This is a genomic window from Pseudomonas sp. P4_C1 (assembly GCF_056402155.1).
Window position 1 is genome coordinate 94,187 of sequence record NZ_JBFUHY010000001.1, and the last position, 19,555, is coordinate 113,741.

Here is a 19,555-nt window from a genome sequence, read left to right on the forward strand (position 1 = left end):
GTGGGTGCCAGACTATTCGGCGCCTTTCAGATCGCCATCGTCGGAAGGCCGCCCGGAGCAAGCTCGCTCCCACAGTGTCCGTGTCGTACACAAATCCTGTGAACACCGCCGAACCTGTGGGAGCGAGCTTGCTCGCGATGAGGCCGGATCTGACAGTAAAGATTTCAGGGGGCAGCGAAAGAAAGGCACATCCCCCAACACAGTCGCCCGCTGCATCACCCGCCGCGCCGGGCGGTAATCATCCACCGCGTAATGCTGAGTCACGCGGTTGTCCCAGAACGCAATGTCGTCCTGCTGCCAGCGCCAGCGAATGGTGAACTCCGGCCGCGTTGAATGGGCAAACAGGAACTTCAGAATCGCCCCGCTTTCGGTTTCCGACAGTTCGTTGATCTTCGAGGTGAAGCCTTCGTTGACGAACAGCGAGCGGCGCCCGCTGACCGGGTGCGTGCGGATCACCGGGTGCGACAGCGGCGGATTCTTGCGTCGTGCTTCTTCCCACTGGACCAGCGCCTCGGGCGTGTTGCCATAGCGTTCCAGCGGGAATGAACGGGTGAAATCGTGGGTGGCGGTCAGCCCTTCGAGCAAGGTTTTCATCGGTACCGACAGGGCTTCATATGCCGCAATCCCGCTGGCCCACAACGTGTCGCCGCCAAACGCCGGCAGCAACTTGGCGCTGAGCACGGCGCCCATGGCCGGGGTCGGCAAAAAGGTCACGTCGGTGTGCCAGATCGCATTATCGCGCACGTCGGTGACGGCGGTGTCGAGGATCAGTACTTGCGGTTGTTCCGGTACGTTGGGGTAGATCGGGTGAATGTGCAGGTCGCCGAAACTCGCGGCGAACCGCGCCTGTTGCTGTGGTGTGATTGGCTGGTCGCGGAAGAACAGGACTTGATGCTTGAGCAGGGCCTGCTCGATGGCATCGCGCTGCTCCAGGTTCAGCGGCTGGCTGATGTCGATGCCACTGATTTGCGCGCCGAGGGCGGAGCTTAGAGGAACGATGGTCAGTTGGCTCATGGTGGTTCTCTTCAATCCGGTGTGCCGAGCTTTTTGTGGGAGCGAGCTTGCTCGCGATAGCGGATTGTCAGGCGACACAGGTGTTGAATGTGTAACCGTCATCGCGAGCAAGCTCGCTCCCACATGAATACTGTCAGTGATTTTGGCCGTGCCACGGCACCAGTTTGCGTTGCAGGGCACGCAGGCCCAACTCCATGGCAAAGGCAATCAACGCGATCACCAGAATCCCCAGCAGCACCACATCGGTGACCAAAAACTGCGCAGCCGATTGCACCATGAAGCCCAGACCGCTGGTGGCGGCGATCAATTCGGCGGCGACCAGCGTCGACCAACCCACGCCGAGGCCAATGCGCACACCGGTCAAGATATCCGGCAAGGCACTTGGCAAAATAACGTGGCGAATCAACTGCGCGCGGGTCGCACCCAGCGACTGCGCGGCACGCAATTTGGCCGGGTCGACCGTGCGCACACCGGTGGCGGTGGCGATGGCAATCGGGGCGAAGATCGCCAGGTAGATCAGCAGCACTTTCGACAATTCGCCGATGCCGCACCAGATCACGATCAGTGGCAGATAAGCCAGCGGCGGAATCGGCCGGTAGAACTCGATCAGCGGGTCGAGCACACCACGGGCGATACGGTTGGCGCCGATGGCGATTCCCACCGGCACGGCGGTGAGAATCGCAAAGCCGAGGCCCAGGCCGATGCGGCCCAGACTCGCGCCGAGGTGCTGCCACAGGGTTGAATCCATGTAACCCGAAGTCGCGAGCAGCCAGCCTTTTTGCAGCACGGCGGAGGGCGGCGGCAGGAACAGCGGCTCGATCAAACCGGTCGCGGTTACGGCCCACCAAATAACAAGGAGAGCGACCAGTGTCAGCACACTGATCCAGCGAGTGCTCAAACGGCGACTTGCCGGAATCACGGCGGTGCCTGGTGTTATCGCCGCGACGGGAATTTCGTAGCTGCTCATGCGCGCTCCTGCCGCTGGGCGGCGCTGCGTTGGGAGAACACTTTGGCGAGTACGTGTTCGCGGGTTTCGATAAAACGCGGGTCGGACTTGATCGAGCGGGCCGATTCACCGGCGGCATAACGCTGACCGAAATCGAGGCTCAGGCGCTCGACGATTTGCCCTGGATTGGGCGCCAACAGAATCAGGTCGGTGGCGAGGAACACGGCTTCTTCGATGTCGTGGGTAATCAGGAACACCGGTTTGGCGGTGCGTTGCCAGACTTGCAGCAACAGTTCCTGCATCTGCTCGCGGGTGAAGGCGTCGAGGGCGCCGAAAGGTTCGTCCATCAGTAACACACGCGGGTCGGCGGCGAGGGCGCGGGCCAGGCCGACACGCTGCTTCTGGCCGCCGGAAAGCTGCCAGATGCGGCGCAATTCAAAACCGGAAAGGTCGACCAGGGCGAGCATTTCCCTGGCACGAGCTTCGCGTTTGTCCCGGGCGATGCCGGCCAGTTCAAGACCGAACCCGACATTGGCTAGTACGTCTTGCCACGGCAGCAACGCGTCGTCCTGGAACACCACGCCACGCTCGGCACTCGGGCCTTGGACTGGCACGCCGTCGAGGGTGATGCGCCCGGCGCTGGGCTCGACGAAACCGGCAATCAGGTTCAACAGCGAAGTCTTGCCACTGCCGGACGGGCCAAGGGCGACCAGCAATTGCCGGGGGCCCAGGCTCAGGGAGATATCCGCCAACACCGGTTCCGGGTTGCCGGGGTACTGTGCGCTGATGCGCTCCAGCTGTAGCAAGGCCATCGCGTTGACTCCCGATCAGTTGGTGATGAACTTGGCGCTGACGTAGGGCGCGTAGTCCGGCAGCACGGCCTCGACCTTGCCTTGCTCCTTGAGGAACGCCGCGGTGTCGGTGATGGCTTTGGTAGTCGGCGCGCCGAGGGTAAGCACCTGGTCAGCCGCCAGCGGGTAGACGTTGCCTTGCAGCAGCAATGGAATGTCGCTGGCCTTGGCGCCGGAGAGCTTCACCAGTTTGTCGACGTTGCCTTGGTTGGCGAGCCAGGCTTGCGGGTCTTTGCGGTAATCGGCGTAGGCGTCCAGGGTCACTTTGGCGAACGCAGTGACGATTTCCGGATGCTTCTCGGCGAAATCCTTGCGCACGATCCAGGCATCGAAGGTCGGTGCGCCGAACTTGGCCAGCTCGCCGGAGGTGATCAGTACCTTGCCGTTTTCCTTGGCGACACCGAGGGCCGGGTCCCACACGTAAGTGGCATCGATGTCACCGCGTTTCCAGGCGGCAATGATCGCGGGTGGAGCCAGGTTGAGAACGGTGACTTTCGATGGGTCGATGTTCCAGTGCTTGAGCGCAGCGAGCAGGCTGTAGTGACCGGTGGACACAAATGGCACGGCGATTTTCTTGCCGATCAGGTCTTGCGGGGTCTTGATCCCGGAACCGTCGCGGGCGACCAGGGCTTCGGCGGCGCCGATCTGGGTGGCGATGAGGAAGGTTTCTACCGGGACTTTGCGAGTGATGGCGGCGGTCAGAGGGCTGGAGCCGAGGTAGCCGATCTGCACGTCGCCGGAGGCGATGGCAGCGATGATATCGGCACCGTTGTCGAATTTGCGCCAGCTGATATCGGCCTGGGTGGCCTTTTCGTAGGCGCCGTCGGCCTGGGCGACTTTCGCCGGGTCAACGGTGGTCTGGTAGGCGACGGTGAAGTCGGCCGCCTGGGCAAAAAAACTTGCGGTAGCCAAGGAAGCGGCCGCCAGCAAGCGTAGAGGGAAAGTCAGTTTCATCAGAAAGCTCCTTGTCAGGCGACCGAGTGTCGGCGTGAGAAAGAGACTAAATGATCTAAGAATTCTAAAATAAATAACTTTTTAGAATTAGCTTATGAGGGGAAAATTCTCAGAGAGACCGCTGCGCGGTCTATCGCGAGCAAGCTCGCTCCCACAGGATTTGCGCAGTTCCTGTGGGAGCGAGCTTGCTCCGGGCGGCGTTCCGACGATAAGGTCCGCAGGACCTTCGACGCTCAGTTGCTGATCGCCAGAATGCTCGCCTGGTACGCTCCGACGAACACATCGAAATCACCGACTTCGTTCTGTTCCAGCTCAGCCTGTTGAGCCAGCGACGAACGCGCCCGCTCTTCAAACTTCGCCTGTTCCTCAGCCGCCAACGGCTCGCTGCGGAAGAACTCGGCATGGGCCTGGCTCTGGCGCAGGGAGAACTGGGCGAAGCTCTCCTTGTGCTCGGCCATGGCCACCAATACCTGGGCCGACGGCGTCAGGGACGGGTCCTGGACCTTGGCCATCTGGGCGTCCAGCGCCTTGCTGTGGGCATCGCCGCCATGGCTCTGGTCGAGCATCGCCGCCAGAGGAGCAATTTTCTCCAGCAACTCGCCGGCCCATTCCTTGAGGTCAACCGGTTGGCCATCCCGTTGCAGTTGCAGGCCCGGACGACGACCTTCCTTGACCACGCTGAGGAAGTTCGAGGTCGCGTTGCCGCAGCTGGTATTGGTCAGCAGCGGGCTGTCGTTCAATGCGCAGTACAGCAGGAACGCATCGAGGAAACGCGACTCGGTGAGGTCGATGCCCATCGGCAGGAACGGGTTGATGTCCAGGCAGCGCACTTCAACGTACTGGATACCCCGGGCCATCAGTGCCTGGATAGGGCGTTCACCGGTATAGGTCACGCGTTTCGGGCGGATGTTGGAGTAGTACTCGTTTTCGATCTGCAGGATGTTGGTGTTGAGCTGTACCCACTCGCCATCCTGGTGGGTGCCGACTTCGACGTACGGTGCATACGGCGTGGCCACCGCTTTGCGCAGGCTGTCGGTGTAGCTGTTCAGATCGTTGTAGCACGGCGTCAGGCCGGCCTGGGCGTTGCTCTGGTAACCCAGGTCGCTCATGCGCAGGCTGGTGGCGTACGGCAGGTACAAGGTCTGCGGGTCCAGTTGTTCCAACTGGTGCGAACGACCGCGCAGGAAACCGGCGTCCAGTGCTGGCGACGCGCCGAACAGGTACATCAGCAGCCAACTGTAGCGGCGGAAGTTGCGGATCAGCGCGATGTAGGACGACGACTGGAAATCGCGGTCGGTGCCGACAAAACCTTCGGCCTGCTTGAGCAGCGGCCAGAGCTTTTCCGGCAGGGAAAAGTTGTAGTGGATGCCGGCAATGCACTGCATGGTCTTGCCGTAACGCAGGGCCAGGCCCTTGCGGTACACGTACTTGAGCTGCCCGATGTTGGACGTGCCGTAGTAGGCGATCGGGATGTCTTCCTCGGCCGGCAACGGGCAAGGCATCGACGGGCTCCACAGGTACTCGTTGCCGAGCTTGCTGTAGGCAAAACGGTGAATGCTGTCCAGGCTCGCCAGCGTATCGGCAGGATCGGGCAGGGCCGGGGTGATGAACTCCAGCAGCGACTCGGAATAGTCGGTGGTGATCTGTTCATTGGTCAGCGCGGAACCCAGGCTTTCCGGGTGCGGCGTTTGCGCCAGGCGACCTTCATCGGTCACGCGCAGGCATTCACGTTCGATGCCGTGAAGGCACTGTTCGAGCAGAGAGAGGTTAGCGCGCTCGCCGAGCAGAGCCAGGCGGCGGTTGAGAAGTTCGCTCAAGTTGGATTCCTTCACGCGTCGGTCGCCCCAATATGGGGGTGGGCAAGACGGTCTACAAGGGTGAAGTTAAAACTGGCGTTTTCGCCTGGTTTTGTAGGAGCGAGCTTGCTCGCGATGGAGGTTAACGATAACGCGGGGTGCCTGAATGAAAACGGCGCCCTGACGTTCATCGCGAGCAAGCTCGCTCCTACAGGTCATAACGCCGAAATTAACTCAAATCGATGACATCCATCTACAGGACAGCGAACGTGCCTTGTGCTTTTGCGACCAGTTTGTCGCACTGCATCACATCGGCCTCGACCACCAGTGTGCGGCGACCCGGGTGGATCACCCGTGCCGTGCACATCACCTCGCCGTCTGAGACGGCACGGATGTAGTTGATCTTGCACTCGATGGTCGCGCTCTGCTGGTCAAAGCCGTGGGTGCTGGAACAGGCCAGCCCCATGGCAATGTCCACCAGGCTGAACAAGGCCCCGCCGTGCAGCTTGCCGCCGCGATTGCGCAGCTCGGGTTCCAGCGCCAGGGCGACTTGCGCCACCCCGGTTTCCAGACTGTGCAAGCGGCAGCCCAGCAGCTTGAAAAACGCGCTTTCGGTCAGCCCGGCGGGAATGTCCATCAGCGTTTCTTCAACTGCTTGGCATTGGCGAACAGCGAAGCCATGGCATTGTTGCCCGGTGCTGCCGCCGTGGTTTCCTTGCGCGGTGCGGTGTTCTGGGACTGGCGTGGCGCCGAACCCGGACGTGCGCCGCGAGCGCCGTCGATTTTCTCGCCCGGGGTGTCGCTCATGCGCATCGACAGGCCTACGCGTTTGCGCGGGATGTCCACTTCCATGACCTTCACTTTCACCACGTCACCGGCCTTCACCGCTTCCCGTGGATCCTTGATGAACTTCTCCGAAAGCGCGGAGATATGCACCAAACCGTCCTGATGCACGCCGATATCGACGAAGGCACCGAAGTTGGTCACGTTGGTCACCACGCCTTCGAGGATCATGCCCGGTTGCAGGTCCTTGAGGTCTTCGACGCCTTCCTGGAACTCGGCGGTCTTGAACTCGGGACGCGGGTCGCGCCCTGGTTTTTCAAGCTCCTGGAGGATGTCGGTCACGGTCGGCAGACCGAAGGTTTCATCGGTGTACTTCTTCGGATCGAGACGCTTGAGGAACGTGGCATCGCCAATCAGCGAGCGGATGTCACGGTCGGTTTCGGCGGCGATGCGCTGAACCAGCGGATAGGCTTCCGGGTGAACCGCCGACGAGTCCAGTGGGTTTTCACCGTTCATGACGCGCAGGAATCCGGCGGCCTGTTCGAAGGTTTTTTCACCCAGGCGGGCGACTTTCTTCAGCGCGGCGCGGGTCTTGAACGCGCCGTGCTCGTCGCGGTGGCTGACGATGTTCTGTGCCAGGGTCGCGTTGAGGCCGGAGATCCGTGCCAGCAGCGCCACGGAAGCGGTGTTCACGTCCACGCCAACGGCGTTAACGCAGTCCTCGACCACCGCATCCAGGCCACGGGCCAGTTTCAGCTGCGACACGTCGTGCTGGTATTGGCCGACGCCGATGGATTTCGGATCGATCTTCACAAGCTCCGCCAGCGGGTCTTGCAGGCGACGGGCAATCGACACCGCGCCACGGATCGACACGTCCAGATCCGGGAATTCCTTGGAAGCCAGTTCCGATGCCGAGTAAACCGATGCGCCAGCCTCGGAAACCATGACCTTGGTCATCTTCATGGCCGGGTATTTTTTGATCAGCTCGGCGGCCAGCTTGTCGGTCTCGCGGCTGGCGGTGCCGTTGCCGATGGCGATCAAGTCCACCGAGTGCTTGGCGCACAGGGCGGCGAGCACGGCGAGGGTCTGGTCCCACTTGTTGTGCGGCACGTGCGGGTAAACCGTGGCGTGATCCAGCAGCTTGCCCGTGGAGTCGACCACGGCGACCTTGCAACCGGTGCGCAGGCCCGGGTCCAGGCCCAGAGTGGCGCGCGGGCCGGCCGGGGCCGACAGCAGCAGGTCGTGCAGGTTGTGGGCGAAGACGTTGATCGCTTCGGTTTCCGCGCCATCGCGCAGCTCGCCCAGCAGGTCGGTCTCCAGGTGGGTGTAGAGCTTGACCTTCCAGGTCCAGCGCACCACTTCGCCCAGCCATTTGTCGGCGGCGCGGTTCTGGTTCTGGATGCCGAATTGCTGGCCGATCATGCCTTCGCACGGGTGCATGCTGCCCGGCAGTTCGTCGCCGACTTTCAGCGCGGAGCTGAGGATGCCTTCGTTGCGGCCACGGAAAATCGCCAGCGCGCGGTGCGACGGCATGCTTTTGAGCGGTTCGTCGTGTTCGAAGTAATCGCGGAACTTGGCGCCTTCCTCTTCCTTGCCGGCGATCACGCGGGCACTGAGGGTGGCTTCCTGCTTGAGGTAGTTGCGCAGCTTCTCCAGCAGGCTGGCATCTTCGGCGAAGCGCTCCATCAGGATGTATTTGGCGCCTTCGAGGGCTGCCTTCACATCGGCCACGCCTTTTTCCGCGTCGATGAAGCGTGCGGCTTCGGTTTCCGGGCTCAGGGACGGATCGTTGAACAGACCGTCCGCCAAGTCGCCGAGGCCGGCTTCCAGGGCGATCTGACCCTTGGTGCGGCGCTTCTGCTTGTACGGCAGGTACAAGTCTTCGAGACGGGTCTTGGTATCGGCGAGCTTGATATCGCGTTCCAGTTGCGGGGTCAGCTTGCCCTGCTCCTGGATGCTGGCGAGGATGCTGATACGCCGTTCGTCGAGTTCTCGCAGGTAGCGCAGGCGCTCTTCCAGATGACGCAATTGCGTATCGTCGAGGCTGCCGGTCACTTCTTTCCGGTAACGGGCGATGAAGGGAACGGTAGAGCCTTCATCGAGTAGCGCGACGGCCGCTTCGACCTGTTGTGGGCGTACACCGAGTTCCTCGGCGATGCGGCTGTTGATGCTGTCCATAAAACCACCTGACAAATTGTGAAAGCAGGCTCGCAGGCGCGGAAATAGGGCCTTCGCGAGTCTGGTTGAGCGGCCTGGCCAGCGCCGCTGCCTGGGTCAACAGGCATTGCGTTGACCCGTGAAATCGAACAATTACTGCTGACGCGATAAAAATAAATCGCGTCCGTCTGTAGTACCTGTCTGATGTTGCCTGACACAAAAGGCCGGGCATTATAACCAGCGTTACGGCATTCGGGGGCATCGCGGGTTGCCGGTGCAATGGCCGGTTTTCTGGCGGTATAGGAAAAATCTGCTAACAATGCACACGGTGCGTATAACGGCAGCTACGCCATAATGCGCGCCGAGATCAAAGGGAGCATCCAATGAGCAGCACTGCACAAACTGCTGAAGGCGAAAAAATTCTTATCGTTGACGACGATCCGGGACTGAGCAGCCTGCTGGAGCGTTTTTTCGTCAGCAAGGGCTACCGCGCCCGCGCCGTACCGAACACTGAGCAGATGGATCGCCTGCTGGCGCGCGAAGTATTCAACCTGGTCGTCCTCGACCTGATGTTGCCCGGCGAAGACGGCTTGACCGCCTGCCGCCGTCTGCGCAACGCGAACAACCAGATTCCGATCATCATGCTCACCGCCAAGGGCGACGAGCTGAGCCGCATCAAGGGCCTGGAACTGGGCGCCGACGATTACCTGGCCAAGCCGTTCAACCCCGATGAGCTGATGGCTCGCGTCAAGGCGGTATTGCGTCGCCAGTCGGCTCCGGTGCCTGGCGCTCCGGGCAGCGAAGACGAAAGCGTGACCTTCGGTGACTACGAGTTGTCCCTGGCCACCCGCGAGCTCAAGCGCGGCGAAGAAGTGCACATGCTCACCACCGGTGAATTCGCTGTGCTCAAGGCCCTGGTGATGAATGCGCGTCAACCGCTGACCCGCGACAAATTGATGAACCTGGCCCGTGGCCGCGAGTGGGATGCCCTGGAGCGTTCCATCGATGTGCAGATTTCCCGTCTGCGCCGGATGATCGAACCCGACCCCTCCAAACCGCGTTACATCCAGACCGTCTGGGGTGTGGGTTATGTGTTTGTTCCGGATGGTACCGCCACCAAGTGATTGGCGATTTGTAGGAGCGGGTCATGCGGATAACGGATCAATCGATCCTGTCCGCAGACTCGCGATCCGCAATATGCGAGCATTGCTCGCTCCTGCAAGTGTTTAACGGCTATCCATGAAAACCCCCGTTTGGTTTCCCCAGAGCTTCTTCTCTCGCACCCTTTGGCTGGTGCTCATCGTCGTTCTCTTCTCCAAGGCGCTGACCCTGGTTTATCTGCTGATGAACGAAGACGTGCTGGTGGACCGCCAATACAGCCACGGTGTCGCCCTGGTGCTGCGTGCCTACTGGGCGGCTGATGAAGAGAACCGAGCAAAGATTGCCGATAGTGCACCCCTGATTCGGGTAGTGGGTGCCGGTGTCCCGGAAGGCGAGCAACATTGGCCATACAGTGAGATTTACCAGCGACAGATGCAGACCGAGTTGGGGCCGGACACCGAAGTGCGACTACGCATGCATTCTCCCCCGGCATTGTGGGTTCGTGCTCCGAGCCTGGGTGAAGGTTGGCTGAAAGTGCCGTTGTATCCGCACCCGTTGCGTGGTCAGAAAATCTGGAATGTGCTCGGCTGGTTCCTTGCTATCGGTCTGCTGTCCACGGCGTCTGCGTGGATCTTCGTCAGCCAGCTCAATCAACCTTTGAAGCGTCTTGTGTATGCCGCACGGCAACTCGGCCAGGGTCGCAGCGTGCGCCTGCCGATCAGCGATACGCCGAGTGAGATGACCGAGGTTTACCGAGCCTTCAACCAGATGGCAGAAGACGTCGAGCAGGCTGGTCGCGAGCGCGAACTGATGCTGGCCGGTGTTTCCCATGATTTGCGCACGCCGTTGACCCGCTTGCGTCTGTCCCTGGAATTGATGGGCGATCGCACCGACCTGACCGACGACATGGTGCGTGACATCGAAGACATGGATGCGATTCTCGATCAGTTCCTGGCGTTCATTCGCGACGGGCGAGACGAGTCGGTGGAAGAGGTTGACCTGAGTGATCTGGTCCGTGAGGTCGCTGCGCCCTACAACCAGAATGAAGAGAAAGTGCGGCTGCGCCTGGAGCCGATCCAGCCGTTTCCGTTGCGTCGTGTGTCGATGAAGCGGCTGCTGAACAACCTGATCGGCAATGCGCTGCATCATGCCGGCAGCGGTGTGGAGGTGGCGGCCTATGTCTCTGGTGACACTGCCGCGCCATACGTGGTGCTGAGCGTCATGGATCGTGGCGCTGGGATCGATCCTTCGGAACTTGAGGCCATCTTCAACCCGTTCACCCGCGGTGATCGTGCCCGCGGTGGCAAGGGCACCGGATTGGGATTGGCAATCGTGAAACGGATTGCTTCGATGCATGGCGGGAATGTCGAACTACGCAATCGCTCGGGTGGTGGGCTGGAAGCGCGGGTGCGGTTGCCATTGGGATTGATGTTGCCGCGGGATGCCGTTTAAAACCTGAATTTTTCAGTGAGGCTGATGGCCCCATCGCGAGCAAGCTCGCTCCCACAGGAGATTGCATTTCAATGTGGGAGCGAGCTTGCTCGCGATGGCGGCATCCCTGCCGACACAAGGCTTGAGGGTTAACCCTTCCCTTTGGTCCGAGTCATATTCGGCCCACCATTCTTCTCCAGATGCTCAATGATGATCCCCGCGACATTCTTCCCGGTGGTGGTTTCAATCCCTTCAAGCCCCGGCGACGAGTTCACTTCCATCACCAGCGGCCCGTGATTGGAACGCAGGATATCCACCCCTGCCACCGCCAACCCCATGACCTTTGCCGCACGCAACGCCGTCATGCGCTCTTCGGGTGTGATCTTGATCAGGCTGGCGCTGCCACCGCGATGCAGGTTGGAGCGGAACTCCCCGGGTTTGGCCTGGCGCTTCATCGCCGCAATCACCTTGTCACCGACGACGAAGCAGCGAATATCCGCCCCGCCAGCCTCCTTGATGTACTCCTGAACCATGATGTTCTGCTTGAGGCCCATGAACGCCTCGATCACCGATTCCGCGGCCGTGGCGGTTTCACACAGCACCACGCCGATGCCCTGGGTACCTTCCAGCACCTTGATCACCAACGGTGCGCCGTTGACCATTTCGATCAGATCGGGAATGTCGTCGGGGGAGTGGGCAAACCCGGTCACCGGCAAACCGATCCCGCGACGAGACAGCAATTGCAGCGAACGCAGCTTGTCCCGCGAACGGGCAATGGCCACCGACTCGTTGAGTGGAAATACCCCCATCATTTCGAACTGGCGCAGCACTGCGCAGCCATAAAAGGTCACGGACGCACCGATCCGTGGAATCACCGCATCGAAACCCTCCAGCGGCTTGCCGCGGTAGTGGATCTGCGGCTTGTGGCTGGCGATGTTCATGTAGGCGCGCAAGGTGTCGACCACCACCATTTCATGGCCTCGCTCGGTACCGGCTTCAACCAGGCGGCGGGTGGAATACAGACGCGGGTTCCGCGACAGCACAGCGATCTTCATGCAACACCTGTGGAGGAGGTAGATACCGGGAACACCGGCTTGTCTTGTACATACTTGATGCCCGGATTGACCACCAACTGGCCGTGGATCAGGGCTTTGGAGCCGAGCAACAGGCGATAACGCATGGACTTGCGGCAGGCGAGCGTGAACTCGACCCGCCAGACCCGATCACCAAGGGCCAGGGTGGTGCTGATCACGTATCGCACCTGCGCGTGACCGTTTGAGCTTTTAATGGTTTTCCTTGTCACCAGCGGTGCTTCGCAGCGACGGTGACGTAACTGCACCACCGTGCCCAGGTGTGCCGTGAAACGCACCCACTGCTCGCCGTCGCGCTCGAACGGCTCGATTTCGGTGGCGTGGAGGCTTGAGGTGCTGGCGCCGGTGTCGATTTTTGCCCGAAGGCCCGCGACTCCCAAATCAGGGAGCGCCACCCACTCGCGCAGACCGACAACGGTCAAATGGTCAAATGTCTTCAAAATTGCTCAACCGGTAGAAACCGCGGTGGCCGCAGGCGGCCGAATTCGCGGTATTCACGCAGAATAATGGTTAAAAGGCGACAGATATCTACGGCCCGGATTTCCAGCCCCGCAAGGAGGTTATGGAATGTCAGCATTGTAGCTCGGGCCGGTGAAATTCTTGGTACGAGAGAAACGGTAGTACAGTTCACCAATATTTCAGAATGAGGAAATTCCATGGCACAAAAAAACGAAGAGGACGACAAAGTCCGCCTCGATAAATGGTTGTGGGCTGCACGATTTTACAAAACCCGGGCCTTGGCCAAAGCGGCGATTGAAAGCGGCAAGGTGCATTGCCGGGGTGAGCGCTGCAAGCCCGGCAAGGAACCACGTATCGGCGATGAATTCGTGATTCGTACCGGTTTCGACGAGCGCACGGTGGTGGTCCAGGCGCTGTCGATCGTTCGCCGTGGCGCGCCGGAAGCACAGTTGCTGTACGCCGAAACCGAAGCCAGCATCGCCAAGCGCGAAAACGCCGCCGCCGAGCGTAAAGCAGGCGCTCTGGGCGTGAGCACCGATGGCAAACCGAGCAAGAAACAGCGGCGGGATCTGTTCAAGTTTCGTGGCAGCAGCAACGAATGATTGACCGGCTCCGTCGATCACCCGGGCAGGCAAAGACTTGTAATTGTGCTTGCGCGTAGCCATATGGGGTAATTCGCCTACCCTGCATGAGCCATTGGCAGTGCCATTCGTCGTAAAGCGCACACAGTCGCCGACCTGTAAGCCATAACCAGGCAGCAAGACGCTATGGCCAGGGCGTAACCTCGAATTTTGTAATCACTTTTGTCACCACTTCAGATACCCAGACTTATGACCGACCTACCGGATAACGACTTCACCCAACGCTTCATCTTCGATGACAGCGACACCCGTGGCGAGCTGGTCTCTTTGGAGCTCAGCTACGCCGAAGTCCTGGCCAAACACGCCTACCCGCAGCCGGTCGCGCAACTGCTCGGCGAGCTGATGGCGGCTGCATCGTTGCTGGTCGGCACGTTGAAGTTCGATGGCTTGCTGATCCTGCAGGCCCGCTCCGAAGGCCCGATCCCGCTGCTGATGATCGAGTGCTCCAGCGAGCGCGACATCCGCGGCCTGGCTCGTTACGAGGCGGACCGGATTGCGCCCGACGCCACCCTGGCCGACTTGATGCCGGATGGCTCGCTGACATTGACCGTCGACCCGAGACACGGTCAGCGTTACCAGGGCGTGGTCGATCTGGATGGCGAAACGTTGTCCGACTGCTTCACCAACTACTTCGTCATGTCGCAGCAGATTGGCACGCGTATCAAGCTCTGCGCCGATGGCCGCCGCGCCCGTGGCCTGTTGCTGCAGCAACTGCCCGCCGACCGCCTTAAAGACGAAGAGGAACGCGCTGCCAGCTGGCAGCACCTCACCGCATTGGCCACTACCCTGACCGCCGATGAACTGCTGGGCCTGGACAACGAAACCGTGCTACATCGTCTCTACCACGAAGAGCAGGTGCGTCTGTTCGATGTGCAGAAGTTGCGCTTCCGCTGCAGCTGCTCGCGCGAACGTTCAGCCAATGCGCTGGTCAGTCTGGGTAAGGAAGACGCGCAGCAATTGGTCGTCGAGCACGGTGGCAACATCGAGATCGATTGCCAGTTCTGCAACCAGCGCTACCTGTTCGACGCGGCCGATGTCACTCAATTGTTCGCTGGTGCGGGCATCGAGACACCGTCAGATACCCGTCACTGAAACGTTTCAGCGCAGGTAAATTCACTGCCTTGCGCCGGATTAACGCCGTTACGACAGGAGGGGCCTACTCTTTTTGGGCTTTTCTGGCATAATCCGGCCCACTTTTTTCGCGGTAGTAGTGCACGACTTTCTACTACAAAAACGTTTGGAGCACTCGGCCACTGGCCGACGGGGAACCTCATGACGCAAGCCAATAACGCCGTGTACACCGATCTGAGTGTTGATGATCTGGTTAAAGAAGCCCTCAACCGCGGTGAAGGCGAGCTTGCCGATACCGGCGCACTGGTTGTTCGTACCGGTCACCGTACCGGCCGTTCGCCAGTCGATCGTTTCATCGTTGAAGAGCCAAGCACCCAGGCTGCCATCGCCTGGGGCCCGATCAACCGCAAGTTCCCGGCCGACAAGTTCGACGCCCTGTGGGCTCGCGTCGAGGCATTCAACAACGCGCAAGAGCATTTCGTTTCCCACGTGCACGTAGGTGCTGCTTCCGAGCACTACCTGGCCGTGAAGATGACCACCCAGACTGCCTGGCAGAACCTGTTCGGCCGTTGCCTGTTCATCAACCCGGCTCAGTACAACCCGGCGGGTCGTGACGAGTGGCAGGTGCTTAACGTTGCCAACTTCGAGTGCGTGCCAGAGCGTGACGGCACCAACTCCGACGGCTGCGTGATCCTCAACTTCGCACAGAAGAAAGTGCTGATCGCCGGCATGCGTTACGCCGGTGAAATGAAGAAAGCCATGTTCTCGGTGCAGAACTTCCTGCTGCCGGCTGCTGACGTGCTGCCAATGCACTGCGCTGCCAACATCGGTGAAGAGGGCGACGTGACCCTGTTCTTCGGTCTGTCCGGCACTGGTAAAACCACCCTGTCGGCCGACGAAAGCCGTTACCTGATCGGTGACGACGAGCACGGCTGGGGCGAAGGCGTGGTGTTCAACATCGAAGGCGGTTGCTATGCCAAGTGCATCGACCTGTCCGAGAAGAACGAGCCGGTTATCTGGAAAGCCATCAAGCACGGCGCGGTATTGGAAAACGTCGTTATCGACGACGCCAAGCACGCCGACTACGCCGATGTCAGCCTGACCCAGAACAGCCGTGCCGCCTACCCGCTGGAGCACGTTGCCAAGCGCTCCGAGAAGAACCTCGGTGGCGAGCCAAACGCTGTGATCTTCCTGACTTGCGACCTGACCGGCGTGCTGCCGCCAGTGTCGATCCTCAACGAAGAACAAGCGGCTTACCACTTCCTGTCCGGCTACACCGCGCTGGTCGGTTCGACCGAAATGGGCTCGGGCAGCGGCATCAAGTCGACTTTCTCCACCTGCTTCGGCGCACCGTTCTTCCCGCGTCCGGCCGGCGAATACGCTGAGCTGCTGATCAAGCGCATCCGCGGCTTCGGCTCCAAGGTCTACCTGGTCAACACCGGCTGGACCGGCGGTGGCTACGGCGTCGGCAAGCGCTTCAACATCCCGACCACCCGCGCCGTGATCGCAGCGATCCAGAGCGGCGCGCTGATCGGTGCCGAGACCGAGCACCTGGACACCATCAACCTCGACGTGCCAGTGGCCGTACCGGGCGTTGAGACTGGCCTGCTGAACCCACGCAACACCTGGGCTGACAAAGCCGCCTACGACGAAGCCGCCAAAGCACTGGCCGGCCTGTTCATCGAGAACTTCAAGAAGTTCGAAGTGAGCGACGCGATCAAGGCTGCTGGTCCAAAGCTGTAAGTGTTGGATTGAGCTAACGAAGAAGCCGCCCCTCGGGGCGGCTTTTTTGTGCGCAAAATTCAGTTTTTCGCGGGCAAGTCAGAATGCGTCGGGCCGTTACAGGCCCTCGAGCTCATCCGTGTCCCAGCGTTGGGCCTTGATGGCCCGGTAGAGCATGCTGATGGTCAAAGGCACCTTCTCGCCGCGACCCTTGGCTTTTCGCTTTAGATTCACGTCAAAGCCGTCGGGCTGGAAATAGCGATAGCTGTCGAAATCTACGAAATCGATGGCGAAGTGGTCTTCCAGGGTTTCGATCAAATGCCGGGCGTCTGTACCGTTGCAGCCCAGGTCGAAGTTGATCGAGGTGGCGAGGCTGATGGTTTTGCGTTCGGGGAAGCCGAGTTCTTCATGCAGCAGTTGCATGAGTTGCTGCATCAAGTGGTCGTCGGGGAGGTTGGGGGCGAGGTTCATTGCGTAGGCTCCGCTAATCGAAATGCAGGCGCCATATTATCCTGCTCACGATTCGATAGCCCCAAAGCCCCCGCTAGTGTTGGCCATTGGCTGACAACTTCTTTGAAGCTGTCGATGATGTGTTCTGCATCCGCACGACCGAAAACGAGAAAAGCCCTGCAAGCGTAAACCTGCAGGGTTTCTCGGCCAGGCTGACCATCTCATTAAGCCCCCGAACCAGTCGGGGCTTCTTCATTCTCAGCCTTGCATCAGGCCTCGACACCACAACCAATCATCAAAAGATATTGATCGGGTAATCCACGAACACACGCACTTCGTTGCCGCTGACGTTGTACTCGCTCGACTTCTGCGACACGCGCAGGACCGAGCTGCGCAGTTTCACGCTGAGGTCTTTGGCCGGGCCGCTTTGGACGACGTATTTGATCTGGTTGAAGATCTCGCGCTCGGTGCCGCCTTCGCTGGTGGAAGTGGTGATGTTGTCGCCGCGCACGTAGGCCACGTTGTAGCTCAGGCCCGGTACACCGAAGGTGCTGAAGTCCAGGCCGTAGCCCATCTGCCAGCTGCGTTCGTCTTCGGCGTTGAAGTCGGACCAGTAGGAGTTCGCCAGGAAGATGGTGTTGCCACCGTCGCCGACGCGACCCTGGTCTTTCTGGTAGCCGCCGTAGGCGTAGCCCAGGTTGCTGTCGCCGGTGCTGCGCTGATGCGCGAGGGTGAACGAGTGCGGGCCGGTGATGAAGGTGGCCGCCAGGCTCCAGATCTTGTTGTCGTCGCCGGTGATACCGTTTTCGCGAACGTAGGAATCTTCCAGCTTGGTGCGGTAGCCGTTGAAGTCCAGGGTCAGGGACTGATCCTTGTCGATCGGGAACACGTAGTTGGCGTTCACGTATTGTTTCTTCAGCACGTCTTCGACGTCGGAAGCGTACAGCGCAGCCTTGAATTGCTCGGTGAACTGGTAGCTACCGCCCAATACGTTGATCGACTTCAAGCCACCGCTGTCGCGGCCTTCAGCGCTTTTACGCGATTCGGCGGTGAAGCGCCCGGCGTCCAGTTGCAGGCCTTTGATCTCTTTGGAGGTGATCAAGGTGCCGGTGTAGCTTTCCGGCAGCAGGCGCGAGTTGTCGTAATTCAGCACCGGCAGGGCCGGCATCTGGTCGCCGTAGGTCAGGGTGGTGCTGGACAGGCGGAACTTGATCGCCGCGCCGCCCTTGGACAGGTCGTCAGCCGGCTGGCCGCTGTCGCCCTTTTTGAAGAAGTCGATGCCTTGCGCGCCGCTACGGTCTTCGCTGCGTTCCAGGTTCAGTGCGTACAGCCCGAAAGCGTCCACACCCACACCCACGGTGCCTTGGGTGAAGCCGGACGAGAACGTGCCGATGGCCGCCTGGCCCCACTCGGATTTATCCGGGTTGCCGTCTTTGAAGTCACGGTTCATGTAAGCATTGCGCAGCAGCACCTTGAGGCTGCTGTCTTCAACAAAACCCTTGGATTCGGCCTGGTCGTTCGCCATGGCTTGTGTAGCGCTCAACATCCCCAGAGCGATCAGGCTGATTCGCTTGTTCAACATTTTGTTTTTTTCCTTAATACGGTTGATACGCGCTGTGTCGAACGGCCGAAACGGCGCTATCGCGCTCTTATTTCAATGCAAAAACAAAAAGGCCCGCTCACGATTTCTCGCGGCGGGCCTTTTATTGTTTTTGAGTCGTGGCGGTCGGCCACAGGCGTTGGGTCGAATCGTAGCTGCGCCCTCAACGATGTGTCAATTTCATGAATCTTCTGAAAACAGGCGAAAATCGTCCAGGAAATTGCTTTACGCGGCAGGAATATTCAATTGAAGCAGGCATCGAGACCGCAGACTGCTACGGAATTGGATGAGTCCTGCTCCTGCAGCGACTGACTCAGCCACTGCGCAAATGCCTGGGGTTTACCCAGCCATGGCCCGATATCGATCAGGGTGAATTGGTCATTGTGCTCAAGCGCCAGGGTCGGAAAGCCCTGCCCGCCGACCTTGGCCAAAAGAGCCCGGCTGTTCCTGATATGGCCTTCGGTGTCGGCCGCCCTTAAGGCCCTTTCGAAGGTTTCGCGGTCCAGCCCCATACCGTGGGCAAGTTCAAACAGCACCGATTCATCGGCGATGCGGCGCCCCTCCACGTAGTGAGCACTTTGCAAGTGCCCCAGCAACTCCAGCCCGCGACCGGCCATTTGCTCGGCAGCCAGCACCGCAGCGATGGGTGGCGCCGAGTCGAACACGGCGGTGTGATCACGCAGCAAACCTTCGAAATAGGCCTCACCGAACGGCTGCCCGCTGTATTCGGCGATACGCCGGTCATGGGGTATGACGTAATTGCGCAGTTGTGGCGAAACCTTTTGCCGATTGGCACCCGTCATCATGCCGCCGCCGTGGGCAATCACGGGCAGCACAGCCTGGGCGGCCTGCACCAGCGGTTTGGCACCGTAGCACCAACCGCACAAGGGGTCGTAGATGTAATGCAGGATCATGGGAAAGCTCCGACAAAAATTCAGGAAAATTCAATGTCGGCAGATTAGTGCCGCAGCGGTCCCGGAAAAACGCCGGATTGGCTTTCAGACTGTTGCTTGAATCGGTCGAATGGTTGCGTAACAAAACCCTGTGGGAGTTCGCGATAGCGGTGGATCAGTCGACATTTATATTGATTGAACGGACGCCATCGTCGGAACGCCGCCCGGAGCAAGCTCGCTCCCACAGGGAACGGGGTTGTCTACAAAATCTGCACAAAAAAAAGCGCTGCCATCCCGGCAGCGCTTTTTTTTGATCAATCCGTTGTTCTTCTTATCCTTCCATTACATCCCACAACGCATCCAGTTCCGCCTCGCTGAATAAACCAGCAGGGTAACGCTCGATCATCGTCCGGCGCGGATCGGTTTCACCTATCTGACGCATTCCATTGGACTTGAACCAGTGCGCCAGAATCTGGAGCGATTCGCTGTTTATTGCCAGGGGATGCAACGCCTTTTCGCCCACAACATTCATTTCGGCGTTCATTTCAGCGCTCTCTCCCGGTTTGTGAGCGGCTAACTTATCCAAGGTTTATGA

General features: G+C 60.1%; 17 protein-coding genes and 1 pseudogene. 5 read left to right on the forward strand and 13 right to left on the reverse strand.

Annotated elements, in window-relative coordinates; all coding sequences use genetic code 11:
* Nucleotides 1-174: 174 nt before the first annotated feature.
* The 7 genes and pseudogenes from tauD to AC1DU9_RS00445 all read right to left on the reverse strand — a co-directional run.
* Nucleotides 175-1,014: pseudogene (gene tauD / locus AC1DU9_RS00415) on the reverse strand (taurine dioxygenase); the annotation flags it as partial.
* A 133-nt stretch (nt 1,015-1,147) separates the two neighbouring features.
* A complete protein-coding gene (gene tauC / locus AC1DU9_RS00420) occupies nt 1,148-1,981 on the reverse strand; it encodes a taurine ABC transporter permease TauC (protein ID WP_477809618.1) in 834 nt (277 codons plus the stop codon).
* Complete coding sequence (gene tauB / locus AC1DU9_RS00425) at nt 1,978-2,772, reverse strand: taurine ABC transporter ATP-binding subunit (protein ID WP_457265710.1); 795 nt, start codon at nt 2,770-2,772, stop codon at nt 1,978-1,980. The genes tauC and tauB overlap by 4 nt, the downstream gene beginning before the upstream one ends.
* A 15-nt stretch (nt 2,773-2,787) precedes the next feature.
* Complete coding sequence (gene tauA, locus AC1DU9_RS00430; protein ID WP_477809619.1) at nt 2,788-3,765, reverse strand: taurine ABC transporter substrate-binding protein; 978 nt, start codon at nt 3,763-3,765, stop codon at nt 2,788-2,790.
* A 233-nt stretch (nt 3,766-3,998) separates the two neighbouring features.
* Nucleotides 3,999-5,582, reverse strand: coding sequence for a glutamate--cysteine ligase (gene gshA, locus AC1DU9_RS00435; RefSeq protein ID WP_223462722.1), 1,584 nt, complete (start codon nt 5,580-5,582; stop codon nt 3,999-4,001).
* A 232-nt stretch (nt 5,583-5,814) separates the two neighbouring features.
* The gene (locus tag AC1DU9_RS00440) at nt 5,815-6,198 is read right to left on the reverse strand and encodes a PaaI family thioesterase (protein WP_223462723.1); all 384 of its coding nucleotides are present in this window, start codon (nt 6,196-6,198) and stop codon (nt 5,815-5,817) included.
* Nucleotides 6,198-8,522, reverse strand: a complete 2,325-nt coding sequence (locus tag AC1DU9_RS00445; RefSeq protein ID WP_457265708.1) for a Tex family protein — start codon at nt 8,520-8,522, stop codon at nt 6,198-6,200. The genes AC1DU9_RS00440 and AC1DU9_RS00445 overlap by 1 nt, the downstream gene beginning before the upstream one ends.
* Nucleotides 8,523-8,884: 362 nt before the next feature.
* Between AC1DU9_RS00445 and ompR the strand changes: the two genes are divergently transcribed.
* Both ompR and AC1DU9_RS00455 read left to right on the forward strand, forming a co-directional pair.
* On the forward strand, nt 8,885-9,625 hold the full coding sequence (gene ompR / locus AC1DU9_RS00450; RefSeq protein ID WP_007972873.1) for an osmolarity response regulator transcription factor OmpR: 741 nt from the start codon (nt 8,885-8,887) through the stop codon (nt 9,623-9,625).
* Nucleotides 9,626-9,740: 115 nt separating this feature from the next.
* Complete coding sequence (locus AC1DU9_RS00455) at nt 9,741-11,054, forward strand: ATP-binding protein (RefSeq protein WP_223462725.1); 1,314 nt, start codon at nt 9,741-9,743, stop codon at nt 11,052-11,054.
* Between the two features lie 128 nt (nt 11,055-11,182).
* Here AC1DU9_RS00455 and rimK read toward each other — a convergent pair whose 3' ends face one another.
* Nucleotides 11,183-12,088: a 30S ribosomal protein S6--L-glutamate ligase gene (rimK, locus tag AC1DU9_RS00460; protein WP_007972871.1), complete on the reverse strand. Its 906-nt coding sequence runs from the start codon at nt 12,086-12,088 to the stop codon at nt 11,183-11,185.
* On the reverse strand, nt 12,085-12,564 hold the full coding sequence (rimB, locus tag AC1DU9_RS00465; RefSeq protein WP_108216130.1) for a retropepsin-like aspartic endopeptidase RimB: 480 nt from the start codon (nt 12,562-12,564) through the stop codon (nt 12,085-12,087). Before rimB ends, rimK begins: the two co-directional genes overlap by 4 nt.
* Before the next feature lie 216 nt (nt 12,565-12,780).
* Between rimB and AC1DU9_RS00470 the strand changes: the two genes are divergently transcribed.
* The 3 genes from AC1DU9_RS00470 to AC1DU9_RS00480 all read left to right on the forward strand — a co-directional run bounded on the left by AC1DU9_RS00470 (nt 12,781) and on the right by AC1DU9_RS00480 (nt 16,038).
* Entirely contained in the window at nt 12,781-13,185 is a 405-nt protein-coding gene (locus AC1DU9_RS00470; RefSeq protein ID WP_223462726.1) for an RNA-binding S4 domain-containing protein, read from the forward strand.
* Nucleotides 13,186-13,413: 228 nt separating this feature from the next.
* Complete coding sequence (gene hslO / locus AC1DU9_RS00475; RefSeq protein WP_223462727.1) at nt 13,414-14,316, forward strand: Hsp33 family molecular chaperone HslO; 903 nt, start codon at nt 13,414-13,416, stop codon at nt 14,314-14,316.
* Between the two features lie 180 nt (nt 14,317-14,496).
* Nucleotides 14,497-16,038 (forward strand): phosphoenolpyruvate carboxykinase, encoded by a 1,542-nt coding sequence (locus tag AC1DU9_RS00480; RefSeq protein ID WP_223462728.1) that lies wholly within the window; start codon nt 14,497-14,499, stop codon nt 16,036-16,038.
* A gap of 96 nt (nt 16,039-16,134) precedes the next feature.
* Here the strand turns inward: AC1DU9_RS00480 and AC1DU9_RS00485 are convergent, their stop codons facing one another.
* From AC1DU9_RS00485 to AC1DU9_RS00500, 4 genes are all read right to left on the reverse strand, one after another.
* Nucleotides 16,135-16,488: a DUF1493 family protein gene (locus tag AC1DU9_RS00485; protein ID WP_223462729.1), complete on the reverse strand. Its 354-nt coding sequence runs from the start codon at nt 16,486-16,488 to the stop codon at nt 16,135-16,137.
* A 274-nt stretch (nt 16,489-16,762) separates the two neighbouring features.
* Nucleotides 16,763-18,049, reverse strand: a complete 1,287-nt coding sequence (locus AC1DU9_RS00490) for an OprD family porin (RefSeq protein WP_223462730.1) — start codon at nt 18,047-18,049, stop codon at nt 16,763-16,765.
* 260 nt (nt 18,050-18,309) lie between these two features.
* Nucleotides 18,310-18,981, reverse strand: a complete 672-nt coding sequence (locus tag AC1DU9_RS00495) for a DsbA family protein (protein WP_223462731.1) — start codon at nt 18,979-18,981, stop codon at nt 18,310-18,312.
* A 310-nt stretch (nt 18,982-19,291) separates the two neighbouring features.
* Nucleotides 19,292-19,504: a hypothetical protein gene (locus tag AC1DU9_RS00500; protein WP_223462732.1), complete on the reverse strand. Its 213-nt coding sequence runs from the start codon at nt 19,502-19,504 to the stop codon at nt 19,292-19,294.
* Nucleotides 19,505-19,555: the final 51 nt, after the last annotated feature.